16 protein-coding genes are annotated in these 15991 nt (G+C 62.3%); 14 read left to right on the top strand and 2 right to left on the bottom strand.

Annotated elements, in window-relative coordinates:
* Positions 1–63: 63 nt before the first annotated feature.
* Complete coding sequence (locus B9Z51_RS18270; RefSeq protein WP_146187762.1) at positions 64–306, bottom strand: hypothetical protein; 243 nt, start codon at positions 304–306, stop codon at positions 64–66.
* Here B9Z51_RS18270 and B9Z51_RS12620 point away from each other — a divergent pair.
* From B9Z51_RS12620 to B9Z51_RS12555, 14 genes are all read left to right on the top strand, one after another.
* On the top strand, positions 305–1270 hold the full coding sequence (locus B9Z51_RS12620) for an ABC transporter substrate-binding protein (RefSeq protein WP_108375271.1): 966 nt from the start codon (positions 305–307) through the stop codon (positions 1268–1270). The two genes, B9Z51_RS18270 and B9Z51_RS12620, sit on opposite strands and share 2 nt — an antisense overlap.
* Entirely contained in the window at positions 1267–2106 is an 840-nt protein-coding gene (locus tag B9Z51_RS12615) for an ABC transporter permease (protein ID WP_199227530.1), read from the top strand. The genes B9Z51_RS12620 and B9Z51_RS12615 overlap by 4 nt, the downstream gene beginning before the upstream one ends.
* Positions 2103–2885, top strand: a complete 783-nt coding sequence (locus B9Z51_RS12610) for an ABC transporter ATP-binding protein (protein ID WP_108375269.1) — start codon at positions 2103–2105, stop codon at positions 2883–2885. Before B9Z51_RS12615 ends, B9Z51_RS12610 begins: the two co-directional genes overlap by 4 nt.
* Before the next feature lie 31 nt (positions 2886–2916).
* Positions 2917–3711: a histidine utilization repressor gene (gene hutC / locus B9Z51_RS12605; RefSeq protein ID WP_108375267.1), complete on the top strand. Its 795-nt coding sequence runs from the start codon at positions 2917–2919 to the stop codon at positions 3709–3711.
* A 54-nt stretch (positions 3712–3765) separates the two neighbouring features.
* Entirely contained in the window at positions 3766–5304 is a 1539-nt protein-coding gene (hutH, locus tag B9Z51_RS12600; protein WP_108375265.1) for a histidine ammonia-lyase, read from the top strand.
* 42 nt (positions 5305–5346) lie between these two features.
* Positions 5347–7044, top strand: a complete 1698-nt coding sequence (hutU, locus tag B9Z51_RS12595; RefSeq protein ID WP_108375263.1) for a urocanate hydratase — start codon at positions 5347–5349, stop codon at positions 7042–7044.
* 76 nt (positions 7045–7120) lie between these two features.
* Positions 7121–7861, top strand: a complete 741-nt coding sequence (locus B9Z51_RS12590; RefSeq protein WP_108375261.1) for a glutamine ABC transporter substrate-binding protein — start codon at positions 7121–7123, stop codon at positions 7859–7861.
* 24 nt (positions 7862–7885) lie between these two features.
* Positions 7886–8554, top strand: coding sequence for an ectoine/hydroxyectoine ABC transporter permease subunit EhuC (gene ehuC / locus B9Z51_RS12585; protein ID WP_108375259.1), 669 nt, complete (start codon positions 7886–7888; stop codon positions 8552–8554).
* 2 nt (positions 8555–8556) lie between these two features.
* A complete protein-coding gene (locus B9Z51_RS12580) occupies positions 8557–9327 on the top strand; it encodes an amino acid ABC transporter ATP-binding protein (protein ID WP_108375976.1) in 771 nt (256 codons plus the stop codon).
* A 184-nt stretch (positions 9328–9511) separates the two neighbouring features.
* The gene (locus B9Z51_RS12575) at positions 9512–10090 is read left to right on the top strand and encodes a HutD family protein (RefSeq protein WP_108375257.1); all 579 of its coding nucleotides are present in this window, start codon (positions 9512–9514) and stop codon (positions 10088–10090) included.
* A 2-nt stretch (positions 10091–10092) separates the two neighbouring features.
* A complete protein-coding gene (gene hutI, locus B9Z51_RS12570) occupies positions 10093–11367 on the top strand; it encodes an imidazolonepropionase (RefSeq protein ID WP_108375255.1) in 1275 nt (424 codons plus the stop codon).
* A complete protein-coding gene (locus B9Z51_RS12565; protein WP_108375253.1) occupies positions 11364–12758 on the top strand; it encodes a formimidoylglutamate deiminase in 1395 nt (464 codons plus the stop codon). The genes hutI and B9Z51_RS12565 overlap by 4 nt, the downstream gene beginning before the upstream one ends.
* Positions 12755–13576 (top strand): N-formylglutamate deformylase, encoded by an 822-nt coding sequence (gene hutG, locus B9Z51_RS12560; protein ID WP_108375251.1) that lies wholly within the window; start codon positions 12755–12757, stop codon positions 13574–13576. Before B9Z51_RS12565 ends, hutG begins: the two co-directional genes overlap by 4 nt.
* A gap of 443 nt (positions 13577–14019) precedes the next feature.
* Positions 14020–15309 (top strand): leucine-rich repeat-containing protein kinase family protein, encoded by a 1290-nt coding sequence (locus tag B9Z51_RS12555; protein WP_108375249.1) that lies wholly within the window; start codon positions 14020–14022, stop codon positions 15307–15309.
* Positions 15310–15418: 109 nt separating this feature from the next.
* Here B9Z51_RS12555 and B9Z51_RS12550 read toward each other — a convergent pair whose 3' ends face one another.
* Complete coding sequence (locus B9Z51_RS12550; protein ID WP_108375975.1) at positions 15419–15892, bottom strand: Lrp/AsnC ligand binding domain-containing protein; 474 nt, start codon at positions 15890–15892, stop codon at positions 15419–15421.
* Positions 15893–15991: the final 99 nt, after the last annotated feature.

Genomic DNA, 15991 nt, shown 5'->3' with positions numbered 1-15991 from the left:
CTCCCCTCTTTGTAGCGTGCCTCAACGACTTGGCACAGTTCCTGCTGCGCTCCATCGTCTTCGCTAGCACTTATTTGTATAGACAACAAGATGGTGCATCTCCTGATGTCGCTCAAAAAGACTGATTGCATGATGGTCGATGCTGGTGCAGGTCAGCGAAAACACCCTTTCGTCAACCTGAACGGTTTCTTCGAACAATCCATCCTGTCTATACAAGTGCGAGTGATGGCTTTTTCCTGAGTCTTCGGTATCCGGCCCGGGGTGTTCAAGCCCTGCGAGGTCGATCAACACAAGGAGTTTCTTCATGCGCAAATCCAACATCCCATTCGCCTCGCTGATCCTCGCGGGTGCGGTCACTGCCACTTTGGCCATTCCATCTCAGGCCCAAGAGGTCAAGCTCGCACTGGGCATGTCCGGCTGGACCGGCTTTGCCCCGCTCACGCTGGCCGACAAGGCCGGTTTGTTCAAAAAGCATGGGCTCGAAGTGGATCTGAAAATGATCCCGCAAAAGGACCGGCACCTGGCCCTGGCCTCCAATGCGGTGCAGTGCGCCGCCACCACGGTGGAAACCCATGTGGCCTGGAACACCAATGGCGTGCCCATCGTGCAGATTTTCCAGATGGACAAGTCCTATGGCGCCGACGGCATTGCGGTGCGCGGCAACGTCAACAATTTTGCCGACCTCAAGGGTAAAACCATCGGCGTCGACGCCCCCGGCACCGCGCCATTCTTTGGCCTGGCCTGGATGCTCAGCAAGAACGGCATGAGCTTGAAGGACGTGAAGCTGACCACCTTGTCGCCTCAGGCGGCTGCCCAGTCCTTCGTGGCCGGTCAAAACGACGCGGCCATGACGTATGAGCCCTACCTGTCCACCGTGCGCGCCAACCCGCAAGCCGGCAAGATTTTGGCCACCACGCTCGACTACCCCATGGTCATGGACACCGTGGGCTGCTCGCCCGACTGGCTCAAGGCCAACCCCAAGGCCGCACAGGGCCTGGCCAATGCGTATTTCGATGCGCTGGAGATGATCAAGGCCGATCCGGCCAAGTCCAACGAGATCATGGGCGCAGCCGTCAAACAAACCGGCGAGGCCTTTGCCAAGTCATCGGCCTATTTGCGCTGGCAAGACAAGGCCGCCAACCAGAAGTTCTTTGCGGGTGAATTGCAAGCCTTCATGAAAGACTCGGCAGCGATCTTGCTCGAAGCGGGGGTGATCCGCAAAGCCCCGACCGACTTCTCGGTGATGTACAGCAACAACTTCATCAAATGAAAATGAGCGTCGCACATCCGACTTCGGCCCCTCCGAGCGCTGTGCCGACGCGCCGCCGTGCACTGGCTCCACTGGAGCCGGTGCGCACGCAGTCACAGTGGTTGCTGGGCATCGGTTTTTTCATCGTGTTCTTTGCCGTCTGGTCGTTTTTCACGCTGGGTGGCTATGTCTCGCCCACTTTTCTGGCCAGCCCGGTGACCATGGCGCAAGAGGCCATCCTCTTGTTCACCGAGTTCAATTTCAGCCATGACATCGCCATGACCATCTGGCGTGTGCTGGCCGGTTTTGTATTGGCCGCCTTGCTGGCGGTGCCCTTGGGCATCGCCATGGGCGCGCACAAAGGGATCGAGGCCTTCCTGGAACCGTTCGTGTCGTTTTGCCGCTATTTGCCCGCCTCGGCCTTCATTCCCCTGCTGATTTTGTGGGCCGGCATTGGCGAGTTGCAAAAGGTGCTGGTGATCTTCATCGGTTCGGTCTTTCAGATCGTGTTGATGGTGGCCGTGTGCGTGGGCGCAGCGCGGCGTGACCTGGTCGAAGCCGCTTACACCCTGGGCGCCACGCCGTCGGGCATCGTCAAGCGGGTGTTGATTCCGGGCGCCGCGCCCGAGATTGCCGAAATCCTGCGACTGGTTTTGGGCTGGGCATGGACCTATGTGATCGTGGCCGAGCTCATCGGTTCTTCCTCGGGCATTGGCCACATGATCACCGACAGCCAGGCGCTGCTCAACACCGGGCAAATCATCTTCGGCATCATCGTCATCGGCCTGATCGGCCTGGTGTCTGACTTTGCTTTCAAGGCGCTCAACCGCCGCCTGTTTGCCTGGAGTTCATTGTGAGCAGCCAACTGTCGATCCAAGGCGTCTCGCGCGTCTTCACCTCGCCCAAAGGTCAAAAAACCCAGGCGCTGATGCCGGTGGATTTTGAGGTGCGCGAAAACGATTTCGTCACCATCCTCGGCCCCTCGGGTTGCGGCAAATCCACCTTGCTGCGCATCGTGGCGGGGCTGGACCAGCCCACCACCGGCCAGGTGCTGCTGGACGGCGCACCGGTGCAAGGCCCGGGCGCCGACCGAGGCATGGTGTTCCAGAGCTACACGCTGTTTCCGTGGCTGACCATTGAGCAAAACATCCGCTTTGGCTTGCGCGAGCGCGGCATGCCCGAGCACGCGCAAAAAGAACGGGCCGATTACTTCATCGCCAAAGTGGGCCTGCGGGGCTTTGAACAACACTTTCCCAAACAGTTGTCGGGCGGCATGCAACAGCGCACGGCCATTGCGCGCGCGTTGGCCAACGACCCCAAAATTTTGTTGCTCGACGAGCCCTTTGGCGCTTTGGACAACCAGACCCGTGTGTTGATGCAAGAGCTGCTCTTGGGCATTTGGGAGTCGGCGCAAAAAACCGTGCTCTTTGTCACGCACGACATCGACGAGGCGATTTTCATGGCCAACCGTGTGGCGGTTTTCAGCGCCCGGCCCGGTCGCATCAAGACCGAGCTGGCGGTGAATTTTCCGCACCCTCGGCATTACACGATCAAGACCTCACCCGAGTTCATGGCCTTGAAGGCGCAACTGACCGAAGAAATCCGTGCCGAAGCCATGGCGGCCGACGCGCACTGAACGCCTCCCCCCGAATTTTTTAGCCTGGCCCATGACACCTTTTGCCCCGCCCCTCGCATCCAAACAAGGCCGTCCGGCTCTGCCGACCAGGCAAGTGAAGGGCGAGCCCGTGGCCTTGTTCCAACAAGTCAAGGATCACATCACCCGCAAGATCCAAGATGGCTCTTGGCGCGCAGGTGACCGCTTGCCGTCAGAACACGAACTGGTGGCGCAATTTGGCATTTCGCGCATGACGGTCAACCGCGCCTTGCGTGAATTGGTGGCGCAAGGGCGCGTCGTGCGCGTGCCCGGGGTGGGCAGTTTTGTGGCTGAACTCAAACCTCAGTCCACCTTGCTCCATATCGTCAACTTGGCCAGCGAAATCCGCCAACGAGGACACGATTACGCGTGTGAAATGCTGGTGGTCGAGCGTGTTGCGGCCACCCTCGAAGTGGCCTCTGCACTGCAAGTGCGCACCGGTGCATCGGTGTTCCATTCGGTGTGCGTGCACTTTGAAGACGGGGTGCCCATTCAACTGGAAGACCGCTTTGTGAACCCGCAAGTGGTGCCCGATTTTGCGCAGCAAGACTTCAGCTTGCAGCAGCCCTCTGAATTTTTGGTGCGCACTGTGCCGTTTGATGAAATTGAACATGTGGTCGATGCCGTTTTGCCCACTCAGGAACAAGCCATGCGCCTGCAAATGGATGCCGGTGAGCCCTGCTTGTTGCTGACGCGGCGCACATGGACCCAAAGTGTTCCCGTGACCCTGGTGCGTTGCCTGCACCCAGCCAGCCGATATCGGCTGGGCAGCCGCTACAGCGCCAGCGGTAATCCTTTATCCACCTGAAGCTTGCATGCGCACTGAGGAAGCAAGCTCTGATTGAATGAACGGACATTGAACATGACCACCTCATTTTTAAAACTCATTCCCGGCCAAGTTTCCTTGGCTGACTGGTGCGCCATTTACCGAGGTGCCACGCCCACCCTGGACACCGCCTGCGCCAGCGCCGTGCAAGCCAGCGCCGACAGCGTGGCCCGCATCGTGGCCAAGGGCGATCCGGTGTACGGCATCAACACCGGATTTGGCAAGCTGGCCAGCGTGCGCATTCCGGCTGAAGACCTGGAGACTTTGCAACGCAACATCGTGCTGTCACACGCGGCGGGCGTGGGCGAGGCGACGCCGGTGGCCATCACACGTTTGATGATGGCGCTCAAAATCGCCAGCCTGGCGCAAGGGGCCTCGGGCATTCGGCCTGCGACCTTGGCTTTGCTGGGCGCCATGCTTGAGCGTGGTGTGATCCCCGTGGTGCCCGGTCAGGGCTCGGTGGGCGCCTCGGGCGATCTCGCGCCGCTGGCCCACATAACGGCCGTGATGATCGGTGTGGGCGAAGCCGACACCCCCCAAGGTCGCCTGCCTGCCGAACAGGCACTGGCCAGCGCGGGCCTGGCCCCGGTGACACTGGGGCCCAAAGAAGGCTTGGCCCTGCTCAACGGCACCCAGTTTTCCACCGCCAACGCATTGGCAGGTTTGTTCGAGGCCGAGCGCCTGTTCCAGTCGGCCCTGCTCACCGGCGCTTTGGCCACCGATGCGGCCAAGGGTTCGGACGCGCCTTTTGACGCCCGAATCCACCGCTTGCGCAAACACCGGGGGCAGATCGCCACCGCCGAGGCCTTGCGCCAGTTGCTCAGCGGCAGCGCCATCCGGGCCTCGCACCTGCAAGGCGACGAACGCGTGCAAGACCCGTATTGCCTGCGCTGCCAACCCCAGGTCATGGGCGCTTGCCTCGATGTGCTGCACAACGCCGCGCAGTTGCTGGAGACCGAAGCCAATGGCGTGTCCGACAACCCGCTGATCTTCAGCGACACCGACGAGTCTTTGTCGGGTGGCAACTTCCACGCCGAGCCCGTGGCCTTTGCCGCCGACATGATCGCCATGGCCATTTGCGAAATCGGCTCTTTGGCCGAGCGCCGCATCGCCATGCTGGTGGACCCGGCGCTGTCGGGACTGCCCGCTTTCCTCACACCCAAGCCGGGCCTGAACTCGGGCTTCATGATCCCGCAGGTCACAGCTGCTGCGCTCGTCTCAGAAAACAAGCAACGTGCCTACCCGGCCAGTGTCGATTCCATCCCCACCTCGGCCAATCAGGAAGACCATGTGTCCATGGCAGCGCACGGTGCGCGCCGCCTGCTGCCCATGGCCGATAACGCCATGGCCGTGATCGGCATCGAGTGGATGGCCGCCGCTCAGGGCTGCGATTTTCATGCGCCGCTGCACACCAGCGCGCCCCTGGCCGCCGCCATGGCTTTGCTGCGCACACGCGTGGCGCACCTGAACGACGACCGACACATCCAGCCCGACATGCAGGCCGCCATCGACATGGTCAAAAGCGGAGCCTTGCTGCAAAGCGGCTCGGGCCTTGATTTGCCCGGCCTGCGCTGAACAACTTTTACATAGCCATTTGCTCACCCTCAAGGAGACCCCATGACCCCCTCCATCGACCCTCGCCTCGACCCGACCCGCGTGGTGCGTGCGCCGCGTGGCAGCACGCTCACTTGCAAGAATTGGGTCACCGAAGCCGCTTACCGCATGATCCAGAACAACCTGGACGCCGAAGTGGCCGAGAACCCGCAAAGCCTGGTGGTGTACGGCGGCATTGGCCGCGCCGCCCGCGACTGGGCCTGTTTTGACCAGATCCTGGCTTCGCTCAAAGACCTGAACGAAGACGAGTCCTTGCTCATTCAATCGGGCAAACCGGTGGGCGTCTTCAAGACGCACGCCAACGCGCCGCGTGTGCTGATCGCCAACTCCAATCTCGTGCCCAAATGGGCCAATTGGGAACACTTCAACGAACTCGACCGCAAGGGCCTGTTCATGTACGGGCAGATGACCGCAGGTTCATGGATTTACATCGGCACCCAAGGCATCGTGCAAGGCACCTTCGAGACCTTTGTGGAAGCGGGTCGCCAGCACTACAACAACAGCTGGACAGGCCGCTGGATTTTGACGGCCGGTCTGGGCGGCATGGGCGGTGCACAGCCCTTGGCCGCCACGCTGGCCGGTGCTTGTTCGCTCAACATTGAATGCCAGCAAAGCAGCATCGACTTCCGTTTGCGCACGCGCTATGTGGACAAGCAGGCCAAAGACTTGGACGAGGCCCTGGCCTTGATCGCGCAGCACACTGCCGCCAAAGAGGCGATCTCGATTGCCCTGCTGGGCAACGCGGCAGACATCCTGCCCGAGCTGGTGCGTCGGGCGAAGGCCGGCGGCATGCGCCCCGATTTGGTGACCGACCAAACTTCGGCGCACGACCTGATCAACGGCTACCTGCCCCCGGGCTGGACCGTGGCGCAGTGGAAAGCCGCCCAACACGACCCCGCACAGCACGCCCGGCTGAAGGCCGAAGCCGCACAAGGCTGCGCCACCCAGGTGCAGGCCATGCTGGACTTCCAGGCCATGGGCGTTCCCACGGTGGATTACGGCAACAACATCCGCCAGGTCGCGTTTGACCATGGCGTGAGCAACGCCTTTGATTTCCCTGGCTTTGTGCCCGCCTACATCCGCCCCATGTTCTGCGAAGGCAAGGGCCCGTTCCGCTGGGTGGCTTTGTCGGGTGACCCCGAAGACATCTACAAAACCGACGCCAAGATCAAGGAACTGTTCCCGAACAACACGCACACCCACCGCTGGCTCGACATGGCGCGTGAACGCATCAGCTTTCAGGGCCTGCCTGCACGCATTTGCTGGCTGGGCCTGGGTGAGCGGCACCTGGCCGGTCTGGCCTTCAACGAGATGGTGCGTACAGGCGAACTCAAAGCCCCCATCGTGATCGGGCGCGACCACTTGGACACCGGCTCGGTGGCCAGCCCGAACCGCGAGACCGAAGCCATGAAAGACGGCACCGACGCCGTGAGCGACTGGCCGCTGCTGAATGCCCTGCTCAACACCGCAGGCGGCGCCAGCTGGGTCAGTCTGCACCACGGCGGTGGCGTGGGCATGGGCTATTCGCAGCACGCGGGCATGGTCATCGTGGCCGACGGCACAGACGCGGCGGCCGAGCGCCTGGCGCGTGTGCTGGTCAACGACAGCGCCTCGGGCGTGATGCGCCACGCCGATGCTGGGTACGAGCTGGCTGTGGCCACCGCCAAAAAGCAGGGGCTGAAGCTGCCCATGATCAAGTGAGCCCGGGTGAATTCCCCGATGACGCCCTCTGTGCATTGACCTATCCTGACCCCTTCAACCTTCTGGAGACTTTTGCATGACACTGCGCCGCCATTTCATTTCTGCCGCTTTGACCCTGGCCACCTTGGGTGCCAGCGTGGGCCACGCCCAAGACAACATCTTGCGCGTGGGCACCGATGCCACCTTCCCGCCCATGGAGTTCGTGGACAACGGCAAGCGCACGGGCTTTGACATCGAGCTGATGGAAGCCATTGCCAAAACCATGGGCAAACAGATCGAGTGGATTGACATCGACTTCAAGGGCCTGATTCCCGGTTTGATGTCCAAGCGTTTTGACATGGCCGTCTCGGCCATCTACATCACCGACGAGCGCAAAAAGGTGGTGGACTTCACCGAGCCCTACTACGCAGGTGGTCTGGTGGCCATGGTCAAGGACAACAACGCGGCCATCAAGAAGCTGACCGATCTGGACGGCAAAAAGGTGAGTGTGCAGGTGGGCACCAAGTCGGTGAGCTACCTGGCTGAAAAATTCCCCAAAGTGCAACGCGTTGAAGTGGAAAAGAACCAAGAGATGTTCAACCTGGTGGACATCGGCCGTGCCGATGCGGCCGTGACCGGCAAGCCTGCCGCCTTCCAGTACGTGCGCACCCGGGGGGGGTTGCGCGTGCTCGATGAGCAGCTGACCACCGAGGAATACGGCATGGCCTTGCGCAAAGACACGCCCGAGCTGACCAAAGCGGTCAATGCGTCCATTGCCAAGCTCAAGGCCGATGGCACCTATGCGGCCATCGTCAAAAAATGGTTCAGCAACAAATAAAAACACTGGCCTCAGCAGTACCCCATGGATCTTGATTTTTCTCCGGTCTGGGCAGGCTGGCCGCAACTGCTGCAAGGCGCGCTGGTGACGGTGCAAGTCACCAGCGTGTCCTTGCTGTTGGGTTGCGTGCTCGGTTTGCTCATTGGCATCGGCCGATTGCACCCCGAGCGCCGCATCCTCTACAGCCTGTGCACCGCCTACCTGGCCGTCATCCGTGGCACGCCCTTGCTGGTGCAGCTGTTCATTTTGTTTTTTGGCTTGCCGCAATTTGGCATCATGCTGCCGGCCTTTTTGTGCGGCGTGCTGGGGCTGGGCATTTACTCGGGCGCTTATGTGTCGGAGATTGTGCGTGGCGCGATCCAGTCGATTGACCGGGGCCAGATGGAAGCGGCGCGCTCGATTGGTTTGTCGTCGCGCCAAGCCATGCTGAACGTGATCTTGCCGCAGGCGGTGGTGCGCATGATTCCGCCGCTGGGCAACGAGTTCATTGCGCTCATCAAGAACTCGGCTTTGGTGTCCTTGCTGACCATCCATGACCTGATGCACGAGGGCCAGAAAATCATCAGCGTGTCTTACCGCTCGTTGGAGGTGTATCTGGCCATCGCCCTCATGTATTTCGTGTTGACGGGTTTGACCACGCTGGCGCTTCGCCATGTGGAGCAACGCTTGCGCGTGGGGGGCATGGTGCAATGAACATGTCATCACACAACAGGGACCCCATCGTCCGGATTCGTGGCCTGCACAAGTCCTTTGGTGCACAGCCGGTCTTGCAAGGCATTGACTTGGACGTGCTGCCTTCGCAGGTGGTTGTGGTCATTGGCCCCAGCGGTTCAGGCAAAAGCACCTTGCTGCGCTGCTGCAACGGACTGGAGCAAGCCGAAGCCGGACAGATCGACATTTGCGGCCAAACCTTGGTGGATCAGGGGCGCATGCTGCCCGAAGCCCAGCTGAACGCCTTGCGCGAAGAGGTGGGCATGGTCTTCCAGTCCTTCAACCTGTTTGCGCATCTGACGGTGCTGAACAACATCACCCTGGGACCCCGCAAGCTGCGCGGACAAAGCCGAGCGCAAGCCGAGGTTCAGGCCCTGGCCTTGCTCGACAAAGTGGGCTTGGCCCACAAGGCCGATGCCATGCCTGCGAGTTTGTCGGGCGGACAAAAGCAGCGCGTGGCGATTGCCCGTGCGCTGGCCATGCAGCCGCGTGTCATGCTATTTGATGAACCCACCTCGGCGCTGGACCCGGAGCTGGTGGGCGAGGTGCTGCAGGTCATGAAACTTCTGGCCAGCGAAGGCATGACCATGATGGTGGTCACGCACGAAATGGACTTTGCCAAAGAGGTGGCTGATTTGGTGGTGGTGATGGACGCGGGGATGGTCGTCGAGTCCGGGCCGCCTGAAACCATCTTCAGCCAGCCCAAGCAAGAGCGCACCCGCAGCTTTTTGCAGGCGATTTTGTCGCGCCGTTGAATTTGTCCAACCCCTCTCTTGATCCGGCGCGATGACGATTGAAATCAATGCACTGTCACCTCGTAGGTCGGCGGCTTCAGCCCCGACATGGATGGCGTCGGCGCAGGCTGCACGTCGGGGCTAAAGCCACCGACCTACAACATCTTTGACCATTGACTACTTCACAAAGCCGGATCTACAAGCCATGACACTGCACCGATTCGATGTTCAGGATTTGCCGGCCATGCCCTGGAAGAACGGCGGCGGCGTCACACACGAAATCGTCTGCCTTCCACCCGGTGCAGGCATGAACGATTTTGACTGGCGCGTGAGCATTGCGCACATCGCCAGCGACGGGCCGTTTTCGGCCTTTCCGGGTGTGGACCGCATCATCACTTTGCTGAGCGGCGGCGGCGTGCATTTGCTCAGCGAGGGGGGCGAGGTGGATCACCGGCTGGACACGCCGCTGGCCCCGTTGGCGTTTGCGGGCGAAGCGCCCATCCATGCCCGCTTGCTGGCGGGCGACTGCCACGATTTCAACGTCATGACCCGGCGCAGCGCGTGCAGCGCTTCACTGCAGGTTTTGCGCAGTGCTTGCGACTGGCCTGCCACGTCGCAGGGCCTGCTCATGGCGGTGCAAGGGCACTGGCAACTGGAAGGTGCCCATGCGCAAACGCTCGCGCCGCAGCAAGGCCTGTGGTGGTCTGAAGCCAGTCCGGCGTGGCGCTTGCAGCCGCAAGGCGATGACCCGGCGCTGCTGGCCTTGACACTTCACTTTCATTGAACATGAGCACTTCACTGTCCCCTGATGTATGGCCCAGCGCCGACGGCGTTTGGCATCACTTGCAACTGGCCCCCGAGGCCTTGGGTGCAGGTACACCAGCCGTGCCCGATGCGGCCATCGTGGTGGCGCAAGGCGACATCGCCTGGGTGGGCGCACATGCCGATTTGCCAGACGCATATCGGCAACTGCCCCAACACAACGGCCAAGGCGCCTTGGTCACGCCCTGCCTCGTCGACTGCCACACGCACCTGGTGTACGGCGGGCAGCGGGCCAACGAATTCGCCATGCGTCTGGCCGGGGCCAGCTACGAAGAAGTGGCGCGTGCCGGGGGCGGCATTGTGTCGAGCGTCAAGGCCACACGCGAGGCCAGCGAACAAGAATTGTTCGACGCCGCTGTGCCCCGATTGCAAGCCTTGCTGGCCGAAGGCGTTTGCGCCATCGAGATCAAATCGGGTTATGGGCTGAGCCTGGCGCACGAGCGCAAACAGCTGCGCGTGGCCCGGCGCTTGGGCGAGGTGTTTGGCGTCACGGTGCGCACCACGTTTTTGGGCGCGCACGCGCTGCCGCCCGAATACGCCGGGCGCAGCGACGACTACATCCGTCTGGTGTGTGAAGAGATGATGCCCGCGCTGGCGGCCGAAGGCCTGGTGGATGCGGTGGACGTGTTCTGCGAAACCATCGGTTTCACCCTGGCGCAGACCGAGCAGGTTTTTCAGGCGGCGCAAGCGCTGGGCTTGCCGGTCAAGCTGCATGCCGAGCAGCTGTCGGACATGGGCGGCTCGGCGCTGGCGGCACGTTACGGCGCGCTGTCGTGCGACCACATCGAACACCTGAGCGCCGAAGGCATCGCCGCCATGCGGCAAGCGGGCACGGTGGCGGTGCTCTTGCCCGGCGCCTATTACACATTGCGCGACACCCACATGCCGCCCATTGCTGCACTGCGTGCTGCTGGCGTGCCCATGGCGGTGTCCACCGACCACAACCCGGGCACTTCGCCCGCCTTGAGTTTGCTGTTGATGCTCAACATGGCCTGCACCTTGTTCCGTTTGACGGTGCCCGAAGTGCTGGCGGGCGTAACCCGCCATGCGGCGCAGGCGCTGGGCTTGCAGGCCACACATGGCCGCATCGCGGTCGGCTGCCCAGCCAACTTCGTGCTCTGGCCTTTGGGCGATGTGGCAGAACTGGTCTATTGGCTGGGCCAGCGCCCGACCTGCAGCGTGGTGCGCCAGGGCCGTTTGACGGTCGACGGCATGCGCGTGCAGCGGAGCGCCCCATGAACGACCACAGCCTGTTTGCCGAACACGCCTTGTTGCCCACGGGTTGGGCGCATGATGTGCTCTTGTCTTGGAGCGACCAAGGCGTGATCACGGGTGTGAAAGCGCAGGTCACTTGCCCTGAAGGCACCGCACGCGCCAGTGGCCCCGTCGTGCCCGGCATGCCCAATTTGCATTCGCATGCGTTTCAAAGGGCGTTTGGCGGCCTCACCGAATACAGGGGTGCCGCGCAAGACAGCTTCTGGAGCTGGCGCAGCCTGATGTACGGCTTTGCAGCGGCCATCACGCCCGAACAACTGGAGGCCATCGCCACAGGTTTGTATGTGGAGATGCTGGAGGCCGGTTACACCAGCGTGTGCGAATTCCATTACGTGCACCACGACCCAGAGGGCCGCCCCTACGCCGACGATGCCGCTTTGTCGATGTGCCTGCTGCGAGCGGCTGCCCGCACAGGCATGGGCCTGACCTTGTTGCCCGTGCTGTACCAGACCAGTGGCTTTGGCGGCACACCGCCCAGCGTTGGCCAGCGCCGCTTCATCCGCTCCACCGACAACATGCTGGCCTTGTTGCAAAAGCTCCAACCGCTGTGCGAGTTGCAAGGTGCACGCCTGGGCTTGGCGCCCCATTCCTTGCGCGCCGTGCCCCCCGACAGCTTGCGTGAAGCGCTGGCCGGCTTGCACGCACTGGATGCCACGGCCCCGGTGCACATCCACATTGCCGAGCAGACCGCCGAGGTCGATGCCTGCCTGGCTTGGAGTGGGCAGCGCCCGGTGCAGTGGCTGCTTGAGCACGCCCCGGTCGATGCGCGTTGGTGCTTGGTGCACGCCACCCACATGAGCCCCGAGGAAAGCACCCGCGCCGCCCGCACGGGCGCTGTGGCGGGCCTGTGCCCCAGCACCGAAGCGAACCTGGGCGATGGCATTTTTGATGCCCCCACTTGGCTGCAAGCCGGTGGGCGCTGGGGCGTGGGCTCGGACAGCCACGCTTGTGTCAACGCTGCTGAAGAGTTGATGCAACTCGAATACAGCCAACGTTTGGCCACGCGCCAACGCAATGTGCTGGCCAGCGCAGCGCAGCCCTCGGTGGCCACATCCATGACCTTGCAAGCGGTGGCCGGCGGCGCTCAAGCCAGTGCACGCCCGGTGGCCGGTTTGGCTGTGGGCCAGCAGGCCGACATGGCGGTGCTGGATGCACAGCACCCACTGCTGCGCGACCTGCCTACGCCCGAGGCCATGCTGTCGGCCCATGTGTTTGCCAGCCACCGCCAATCGGCCTTGCAGCAGGTGTGGGTGGCCGGCCGGGTGCAGGTGCAATCGGGTCGACATGCTTTGCACGACACGGCCCTGAGCGGCCTGGTGACCGCACGCCAACAATTGCTGGAGAAGACGCCATGACTTTTCAAACCACCGAACCTGCTTTTCGTTTTCGCCAAGGCACACGCCCGTTGCTGATTTCCATGCCGCATGTGGGCACGCATGTGCCGCCCGCACTGGCTGCACGCCTCACCGACGAAGCCCGGCGCGTGCCCGACACCGACTGGCATCTGGAGCGCCTGTACGACTTCGCTGATGAGTTGGGTGCCTCTTTGCTGGTGGCCACGCATTCGCGCTTTGTCATCGACTTGAACCGCCCGCCGGACGGGGCCAGCCTGTACCCCGGGCAAAGCGTGACGGGCTTGTGCCCGGTGGACTTGTTCGATGATCAGCCGCTGTACCGTGACCCGGCCGATGTGCCGGACGAGTCCGAAATTGCCGAGCGCCGTGAGGCCATCTGGCAGCCTTACCACGCGCAACTGGCGCAAGAACTGGCCCGCATCAAGGCCCAGCACGGCGTGGCCGCCTTATGGGACGCGCACTCCATCCGCTCGGTGCTGCCGCGTTTTTTTGAAGGCCGCTTGCCCGACCTGAACCTGGGCACCGCCAACGGTGCCAGTTGCAACCCTGTGCTGGCCGAGCAATTGCTGGCCATTGGACAGGCGGCTCCGGGCTACACCGCCGTGCTCAATGGCCGCTTCAAGGGCGGGCACATCACCCGTCAATACGGCAACCCGGCGCAAGGCATCCACGCGGTGCAGCTAGAGATGACGCAGTGCAGCTACATGCAGGAAATCTGGCCGTTTGACTATTTGCCCGAGGTGGCCGCGGGTGTGCAGCCCCATGTGCGGCGCATGCTGGAGGCGGTGCTGGCGTTTGTGGAAACCACCTACCCGTGACCACTTCCCCGTAGGTCGGCACTCGAAGAGTCCGACGTTATTGATCCGGCCCTGTGAAGTTTGAAGTCAACGGCTTTTCTTGGGCACAACGATCAGTGTGGGAGCCCTGCCCTCGGGGCGATGGGTGGTGGTCTGCGAGGCTCAATCGCGGCGAGGGCGCCGCTCCTACAAAAAAGCGTTCTTGCAAACTTCATCGGGCCGGATCAATAGTGGTTCAGTGCCAGCCCTGTTGCAGGTAGTGACGGTGAGCAAGCATGTGTCGGGGTCTGCGACCACCGACCTACAAAAGCATCGATGGCATCCCATGACCGTGCCGGTACACCGCCTCCCCGTGGGTCGGTACTCGAAGCGTCCGACTTGGCTTGCACCCCGCCAAAGCGCGAAGCGCTCACACGTCACAATCAAGCCCCTTGTGACGACACACCCTGAACACAATTTCCGGCATGCACACCCTTGAACAACTGCGCAGCGGCGCGCTGGCGGGCACGCGCCGCCTGGACCTGGCTTGTGGCTTGACCGAATTGCCGGGTGAAATTTTTGACCTGGCCGACACGCTGGAGGTGCTCAACCTCACGGGCAATCGGCTGCGCGATTTGCCGCACCAACTGAGCCAACTGCACAAGTTGCAGGTGTTTTTTGCCTCGGACAACGACTTTGAGGTGCTGCCCGAAGTGCTGGGCGATTGCCCCAGTTTGCAGGTGGTCGGCTTCAAGGCCAACCGCATTGCGCATGTGCCGCCCGCCGCGCTGCCGCCTGCCTTGCGCTGGCTGATCCTGACCGACAACGCGCTGAGTGATTTGCCCACTGAACTGGGCCAGCGACCGGCTTTGCAAAAGCTGATGCTGGCGGGCAATCAACTCACGCAATTGCCGGACAGTCTGCAAGCTGCTCAAAAACTGGAGCTGCTGCGCCTGTCGGCCAACCGCCTGACCGAGGTGCCTGCTTGGCTGACCGAACTGCCGCGTCTGTCCTGGCTCGCCTTGGCAGGCAATGACATGGGCTGGGTTTGTCCCGCAGGGTCCGACTTGCCGAGCATCGCCTGGCCCGATCTGACACACGGCCCATTGCTGGGCGAAGGGGCTTCGGGCCACATTTACCAAGTGCTGGCCACGGATTGGCCGCACGCCTTGGCGCTCAAGTTGTTCAAAGGGGCGGTCACCAGTGATGGCCTGCCCGAAGACGAGCTGGCCGGCTGCCTGGCCGCAGGTCAGCACCCGGCCCTGACCACCCCGGTGGCACGGCTCACGGACCACCCCACGCAGGCGCAGGGTTTGCTGATGCCGCTGATTCCCGCCGCACACGTCAATCTGGCGGGGCCGCCCAGTCTGCAAAGCTGCACCCGCGATGTGTACCCACCGGGCTTCAAGCTCTCAGCCGCATTGGCCCTGGGCATCGCCCGCGATGTGGCCGATGCACTGGCGCACCTGCACCAGCGCGGCGTGATGCATGGCGACCTGTACGCCCACAACATCCTGATCGACCCGGTGCACGGTCAGGCCCGTTTGGGCGACTTTGGCGCGGCCACGCGGTTGCCGATGGAGCAGCCCGAACTGCGCCAGAGCTTGCTGGCACTGGAAGTGCGGGCCATGGGCTGTTTGCTCGAGGAGTTGGGCGCGCATTCAAACCAAGCATCTGATTGGGACGCCTTGGTTCGTGCATGTCTGTCAAACACCCCTTCTCATCGACCTGCCATGACAGAAATCGCCCGTGCGCTGCGCCTGTTCTGCGTGTGACGGCACGGGGCAAGCCCACCCAAACATTGCTGGCCTTGCTGAATGCGGCGGACTTGCATTTGTCGATGCGCTCACCCAAGCCTGACACGCACAGATCCGACGCAACCCATTACAAGGCCAACGCCGTCGTGTTCTTGACCTCTTCCATCACCGCGTAGGTGCGTGTCTCGCGCACGCCGGGCAGTTGCCACAGCACGGTGCCCGCAAATTCGCGGTAGGCGTTCATGTCGGCGGCGCGGGTTTTGAGCAGGTAGTCAAAGCCCCCGGCAACCATGTGGCACTCCATGATCTCGGGGCGCACCTGCACCGCCGCCTTGAACTGCTCAAACACATTGGGGCTGGTGCGGTCGAGCAGGATTTCCACAAACACCATCATCCCCGCGCCCAGTTTGAGCGGGTTCAGCCGCGCCTCGTAACCCAGGATGAAGCCTTCGCGCGTGAGGCGTTGCACCCGCGCCAGCACCGCCGTGGGCGACAGGGCCACGCCTTCGGCGAGCTTCAAGTTGCTGATGCGGCCGTCGCGTTGCAGCAGGTCCAGGATGCGGCGATCGGTGCGGTCAATGTCCGGGGTTGAATGGCTCATCTGCATTTTTATTCGGCTAATTTCTAAAATTTTAGTGAAACATTTATGCGCATATCCGGATGATAGCGATTCATGACATTCAAAAGCCTTTGTCGGGGC

Origin of the sequence: Limnohabitans sp. T6-5 (genome assembly GCF_003063315.1) — a bacterium.
Classification (GTDB): domain Bacteria; phylum Pseudomonadota; class Gammaproteobacteria; order Burkholderiales; family Burkholderiaceae_C; genus Limnohabitans_A.
This window is presented reverse-complemented; position numbering and strand designations above follow the sequence as displayed.

Excerpts from the sequence above, each read along its gene's own strand:
- hutI (WP_108375255.1), top strand. The coding sequence starts at position 10,093 with ATGAGCACTTCACTGTCCCCTGATGTATGGCCCAGCGCCGACGGCGTT.
- hutU (WP_108375263.1), top strand. The coding sequence starts at position 5,347 with ATGACCCCCTCCATCGACCCTCGCCTCGACCCGACCCGCGTGGTGCGT.
- hutH (WP_108375265.1), top strand. The coding sequence starts at position 3,766 with ATGACCACCTCATTTTTAAAACTCATTCCCGGCCAAGTTTCCTTGGCT.
- B9Z51_RS12620 (WP_108375271.1), top strand. The coding sequence starts at position 305 with ATGCGCAAATCCAACATCCCATTCGCCTCGCTGATCCTCGCGGGTGCG.
- B9Z51_RS12550 (WP_108375975.1), bottom strand. The coding sequence starts at position 15,892 with ATGAGCCATTCAACCCCGGACATTGACCGCACCGATCGCCGCATCCTG.
- hutG (WP_108375251.1), top strand. The coding sequence starts at position 12,755 with ATGACTTTTCAAACCACCGAACCTGCTTTTCGTTTTCGCCAAGGCACA.
- B9Z51_RS12580 (WP_108375976.1), top strand. The coding sequence starts at position 8,557 with ATGTCATCACACAACAGGGACCCCATCGTCCGGATTCGTGGCCTGCAC.
- B9Z51_RS12565 (WP_108375253.1), top strand. The coding sequence starts at position 11,364 with ATGAACGACCACAGCCTGTTTGCCGAACACGCCTTGTTGCCCACGGGT.
- hutC (WP_108375267.1), top strand. The coding sequence starts at position 2,917 with ATGACACCTTTTGCCCCGCCCCTCGCATCCAAACAAGGCCGTCCGGCT.
- B9Z51_RS12555 (WP_108375249.1), top strand. The coding sequence starts at position 14,020 with ATGCACACCCTTGAACAACTGCGCAGCGGCGCGCTGGCGGGCACGCGC.
- B9Z51_RS18270 (WP_146187762.1), bottom strand. The coding sequence starts at position 306 with ATGAAGAAACTCCTTGTGTTGATCGACCTCGCAGGGCTTGAACACCCC.
- B9Z51_RS12615 (WP_199227530.1), top strand. The coding sequence starts at position 1,267 with ATGAAAATGAGCGTCGCACATCCGACTTCGGCCCCTCCGAGCGCTGTG.
- ehuC (WP_108375259.1), top strand. The coding sequence starts at position 7,886 with ATGGATCTTGATTTTTCTCCGGTCTGGGCAGGCTGGCCGCAACTGCTG.
- B9Z51_RS12590 (WP_108375261.1), top strand. The coding sequence starts at position 7,121 with ATGACACTGCGCCGCCATTTCATTTCTGCCGCTTTGACCCTGGCCACC.
- B9Z51_RS12575 (WP_108375257.1), top strand. The coding sequence starts at position 9,512 with ATGACACTGCACCGATTCGATGTTCAGGATTTGCCGGCCATGCCCTGG.